General features: G+C 71.2%; 4 protein-coding genes. All 4 read right to left on the minus strand.

Annotated elements, in window-relative coordinates:
• Positions 1–516, minus strand: a 516-nt coding sequence (locus G5C51_RS40355; protein WP_165245663.1) for a hypothetical protein, incomplete at its 3' end; no start/stop codon positions are given.
• A gap of 97 nt (positions 517–613) precedes the next feature.
• Complete coding sequence (locus G5C51_RS40360; RefSeq protein WP_165245665.1) at positions 614–2,203, minus strand: hypothetical protein; 1,590 nt, start codon at positions 2,201–2,203, stop codon at positions 614–616.
• A gap of 80 nt (positions 2,204–2,283) precedes the next feature.
• Entirely contained in the window at positions 2,284–3,081 is a 798-nt protein-coding gene (locus G5C51_RS40365; RefSeq protein ID WP_165245667.1) for a type III pantothenate kinase, read from the minus strand.
• Between the two features lie 7 nt (positions 3,082–3,088).
• Positions 3,089–4,116, minus strand: a 1,028-nt coding sequence (nadC, locus tag G5C51_RS40370) for a carboxylating nicotinate-nucleotide diphosphorylase (RefSeq protein WP_240930264.1), incomplete at its 5' end; no start/stop codon positions are given.

The following is a 4,116-nucleotide window of genomic DNA, read 5'->3' on the forward strand; positions in this document are numbered from 1 at the left end:
GGCCGGTTCCTGCCGCCGGTCCGGGGCGGGCTTGGCCTTGTCGTCGTCCGCGCAGCGGCCGCCCGGGAGGGCGAGCAGGCGCGGGGCCGGACGCGATACGTCCGGGGAGCCGGTCCGCTGCTCCGCCACGTGCGGCAGGCGGCGGGCGGCCGCCTCCTCGCAGCGGCTCAGCAGCGCCTTGCGGCGGGCGGTCTCCGCGGGGCCGGCCGGCAGCGCGGTCAGTGAGTGCAGCGCCGCGAGATCGGCGGTCAGCGGCGTGTAGCCGCCGTTCAGCGCCTCCCGCAGCAGCTCGGTGTAGCCGGCCGCCGCAGCGGGCAGCGCCGCCCGGTAGCGGGCGAGGTCGGCGACGAGGAAGTCCCGCATCCGCTCGGCCTCGCGGATCGTCTCGTCCACCGCCGCGGCGAGCCGGAGGCAGTCCCGTAGGACCGACTCCCTGCTCTGCCGCGGCGTCATCGACTGCGTGGCGATGGCGAGGGCGCCGCGCACGACGCGAAGCTCGTCGGCGCTGAACGCCATTCCGCCTCGGGAACCGTATGGCGTGGGCATAATCCGAATTTAGGCCCTGTATGCCTTGATCCCGGGTAGCGACACCATCTATCCGGCGGCGGCCGGATCAGCGCTCGCGGGACGACCTCCGCCGGGTGAGCGCCACCGCGACCGCGCCCAGGCCGAGCGCCGCGGCGGCGGCCGCGAGGATCCACAGGACGCCGTTGCTGCCGGTGCCTGCCATGGAGCCGGAGGCGTCGTCCGAGGCGCCGGCGGAGCCGGACGTACCCGCGGAGGAGCCGTCCGAGCCCTCGGAGCCGCCCGAGTCGCCGGAGCCGCCGTCCGCGCCGCCGGAGCCGGTGCCGCCGCCGGAGCCCGTCGCCTTCAGCTCGATCGGGGCGGCGTCGTTCTCGGGCTTGGCGTCGCGGGTCGGGAAGTCCTCGCGGGCGAGCGCCTGGACCTTGCCCTCGGCGTCCTTCACCTTCTTGTCGATACGGACGTAGAAGATCAGGGTGTCCTTCTCGCCCGCGGCGAAGGTCTCCTGGAGGGTGCAGACGTAGGTGCGGGACTTCTTGGACTTCTTGGAGCAGGCCCAGTCGTCGTCCTCGCCGGGGAACGGGATCTTGGTGATCGTCGTGCCCTCGGGCGGGGTCACTTCGTACGTGCCGGCGCCGTGGCCGTCGCGGTACTGGAGGTCCATCGTGCCGGGGCCCGCGTTGCGGACGCCGAGTTCGATCTTGGCGGTGCTGCCGACCTTGCCCTCGATCGTGCCGCCGATCGCCTGGTAGTCGGCGCGCTGGGTGGTGGCGAGGTCGAGGTGGCCGCCGTTGCCGTCGAAGGCGGCCGTCTCCTTCAGGGTGAGCGGCGGGCCGCTGCCCTGCTCGCTGAAGTCCTCGGGCTTCTCGTACTGCCACGGGTTGCCGCTGCCGAGCGCCCAGAAGTGGTAGTTGGCGCTGCCGTACATCTGGTCCTCGGCGACCTTGAAGGCGAAGGGCGCGCTGAATTCATACGCCTTGCCCGCCTCGACCGGGGTGTCGAAGGTGCAGTATGCGGCGGTGTCGTAGCCCGGCTTGTAGTGGCAGTTGCTGTGCTCGCGGGCGACCTTCAGGCCCTCCACCGAGCTCAGCTTGACGCCGATGCCCTTGGGGGCGGCGAGGGTGCCGCGGTTGGCGACGGCCCCGGTGAGGCTGATGGTCGAGCCCGGCTCGACGCCCTTCAGCGGGGCGTGGGTGCGGGCGTTCAGCTTCGGGCCGCCGATGACGGCCTTGGTCTCGGCGGTGGCGGTGTCCGCGTTGGAGGCCGTGGCGGTGTACTTGATGACGGCGCTGTCGCCCGGCTTCGCGCCCTTAGCGCCCTTGATGTAGAAGGGCTGCACGCTGGTGAGGCCGTCGATGGAGGAGTACTCGCAGGTGAAGACGTAGTCCTTCTCCGTGCAGAAGGAGCCGCCCTTGAGGTCGGCCAGGCCCTTCAGCGCGGAGGCGTCGATGGTGAGCTTCACGTCCTCGGCGATCGGCTCCTCGCCCTCGACGTACGCGAGGTTGAGGTCGAGGCGGTAGAGGTCGCCGCCCGGCGGGCCCTGGTCGTGCTCGTAGACGTAATACGTCTCCTGGGCCTGGATCTTGAGCACCGGATCGGCCGGTGCCGCGATCGCGGCGCCGCCGAGTGCCGTGCCCAGCAACGCCATTACGGCGGCCGTCGCCGCCAGCTTGCCCCTCATGTGCCCCACTCACCTGTCATGGACATCCATAGTCAGGCGGTGAGACTCGTGGGGCTGGTGAAAGGTTGTAAACCCGGTGACTAACTGCGGGCGATGTTCCGCTCGTAGACCAGGCGGAGGCCGATCAGGGTCAGCCAGGGCTCGTGCTCGTCGATCACCGAGGAGTCGGCGAGCATCATCGGGGCCAGGCCGCCGGTGGCGATCACCGTGACGTCGTCCGGGTCGTCCGCCAGCTCCACGGCCATCCGGCCGACGACGCCGTCGACCTGGCCCGCGAAGCCGTAGAGGATGCCGGACTGCATCGCCTCGACCGTGTTCTTGCCGATGACGCTGCGCGGGCGGGCGATTTCGATCTTACGGAGCTGGGCGCCGCGGACGCCGAGCGCTTCGGTGGAGATCTCAATGCCGGGCGCGATGACGCCGCCCACGTATTCGCCCTTGGCGCTGATCGCGTCGAAGGTCGTGGCCGTACCGAAGTCGACGACGATGCACGGGCCGCCGTAGAGCTCGGCGGCGGCGAGGGCGTTGATGATGCGGTCGGCGCCGACCTCCTTCGGGTTGTCCATGAGGACGGGGACGCCGGTCTTGACCCCGGGCTCGACGAGGACGGCGGGCACGTCCCCGTAATAGCGGCGGGTCACCTCGCGCAGCTCGTGCAGGACGGACGGGACCGTGGAGCAGATGGCGATGCCGTCGATGCCGTCGCCGAGCTCCTCGCCGAGGAGCGGGTGCATGCCCATCAGGCCCTGGAGGAGGACGGCCAGTTCGTCGGCGGTGCGGCGGGAGTCGGTGGAGACGCGCCAGTGCTCGACGATCTCCTCGCCGTCGAAGAGGCCGAGGACGGTGTGGGTGTTGCCGACGTCGATGGTGAGCAGCATCGGGTGCTCAGTCCTCCCTCAGGTCCAGGCCGATGTCGAGAATGCGGGAGGAGTGGGTGAGGGCGCCGACGGCCAGGTAGTCCACGCCGGTGGCGGCGTAGGCGGCGGCGTTCTCGAGGGTGAGGCGGCCGGAGGACTCGAGGGTGGCGCGGCCCTTGTTGAGGGCGACGGCCTCGATGGTCTCCTCCGGGGTGAAGTTGTCGAGGAGGATCAGGTCCGCGCCGGCGTCGAGGGCCTCGCGGAACTGGTGGAGGGTGTCCACCTCGATCTCGATGTCGAGGTCGGGGAATTCTTCCCGTACGAGCTTGAAGGCTTCCGCCACGCCGCCTGCGGCGACTACGTGGTTGTCCTTGACGAGGGCGGCGTCGGAGAGGGACATGCGGTGGTTGACGCCGCCGCCGGCCCGTACCGCGAACTTCTCCAGGGCGCGCAGGCCCGGGGTCGTCTTGCGGGTGTCGCGGACCTGGGCGCCCGTGCCTTCGAGGGTGTCCGCCCAGGCGCGGGTGGCGGTGGCGATGCCGGAGAGGCGGCACAGGACGTTGAGCGCGCTGCGCTCGGCGGTGAGGAGGTCGCGGGTGCGGGTCTTGACGGAGAGCAGCTTCTGGCCTGCTTTTACCCGGTCGCCGTCCTCGGCGTGCCGCTCGACCTCGAACTCGTCCGTGCAGACGACGGAGAGGATCGCCTCGGCGATGTGGAGGCCGGCTACGACGCCGTCCTCGCGGGCGGTGAAGTCGCCGGTGGCGGTGGCGTCTTCGGCGACGGTGGCGACGGTGGTGACGTCCACGCCGTTGTCGAGGTCCTCCTCGATGGCGAGGTGGGCGATGTCCTCGACCTGTACGGGGTCGAGCCCGGCGTCGGCGAGCAGCTGCGCGAGGTCGGGGTCGAGGCCGCAGGCGAGCTCGTCGTGCTCGTAGGCCTGTCCGGCGTCGCCGCACCCGCAATTGTCGCCGCAGCCGCCGCCTTCGGCGGGGGCGCCGCCGATGGGGAGGAGCGTCAGCTCTACGGGCTGCGGGCGGTTGGGCTCGGGGGTGGTCG

The organism is Streptomyces coryli, from assembly GCF_011044975.1.
GTDB lineage: Bacteria > Actinomycetota > Actinomycetes > Streptomycetales > Streptomycetaceae > Streptomyces > Streptomyces coryli.

What these genes read in the sequence shown, in the direction of transcription:
- G5C51_RS40360 (WP_165245665.1), bottom strand. Translation starts at nt 2,203, where the DNA reads ATGAGGGGCAAGCTGGCGGCGACGGCCGCCGTAATGGCGTTGCTGGGC.
- G5C51_RS40365 (WP_165245667.1), bottom strand. Translation starts at nt 3,081, where the DNA reads ATGCTGCTCACCATCGACGTCGGCAACACCCACACCGTCCTCGGCCTC.